The following is a 961-nucleotide window of genomic DNA, read 5'->3' on the forward strand; positions in this document are numbered from 1 at the left end:
GCCCGAGGCGGTGGCATTGGCGCTAGTAAAGCGCATCGTCCAGGTATCGGCGCGTCCACTGCCGGAAGCTTGCCACCTCAGCGTCTTGACCTGCGGCGTCGTAGTCCCCATCGGGGTGGGATTGAAGGTGATGGCGTTATCCAACAGTGTCAAGGTTAAGGGCGTCGCCGGGCGTACACACTGTATTTCCGAGACGATCGGCCCCCCCGAAAAAGAGATAATTTTGTCCCCGTTAGTTATAACCAAAGGATTATCAGTGCCAGCAATATTGATGACGGTGTTATGTATGGTATGGATAAAGCGCATTTCATGGGCTCGATACTCATTTTTTGGCGCGGACGGCATCACAATACGTTTTTGCAGCACTGGACTATCAATATTCCCACTATCAGCAAATGAAAGGCGCGCATCCATTATCATAACAAACCCCCATGTAACCTGACTAAAATGCACTCTCGCACAAGAACCATTACCATCACAGTCAAAACTAATTCGCGAAGGTACATATTCTGATGAGGGGGACGGAATACCTGGCCCACTGAATCGGTTATTCGCGCCGAGATACAGTCTAATAAAAACAAAATTTCTCCCCAACGGGTCTCCCACCCGACGCATGCGGAATACTCCGAGCATATCCAAGATTGGGCGTAGCGTAGCGATATTGTTATTGATCGCGACCGCATCCAGATTTTGGTCGTCGGACTTCAGCGTTATCGTGCTATTGGGGTCCCGGGCAAAAAGCTGGAAATTGAGTCCCGGCACGTACGCGTCTATTGGATACTTTGGCGACTGCCAGCGCCCGGTTGGTCCATTAGTGATCGTACAGAGGTACTCATTGCTGGCAGCGACAGCGAAACTGGCCAGCAACAGAGTATGGAGCAGCCATAACCTGGCTAAACGTCTATTTTTTACTTTAATCATATGAGTTCCCATTTTTGCTAGCCTGCAAGGCGCGCCCGGG

At 50.7% G+C, this 961-nt stretch carries 1 protein-coding gene; it reads right to left on the minus strand.

What is annotated here, in order from left to right; genetic code table 11:
• Positions 1-921, minus strand: a 921-nt coding sequence (locus tag EHO01S_RS17825) for a hypothetical protein (RefSeq protein ID WP_035370938.1), incomplete at its 3' end; no start/stop codon positions are given.
• Positions 922-961 lie beyond the last annotated feature (40 nt).

Origin of the sequence: Edwardsiella hoshinae NBRC 105699 = ATCC 33379 (assembly GCF_000474215.1) — a bacterium.
GTDB lineage: Bacteria > Pseudomonadota > Gammaproteobacteria > Enterobacterales > Enterobacteriaceae > Edwardsiella > Edwardsiella hoshinae.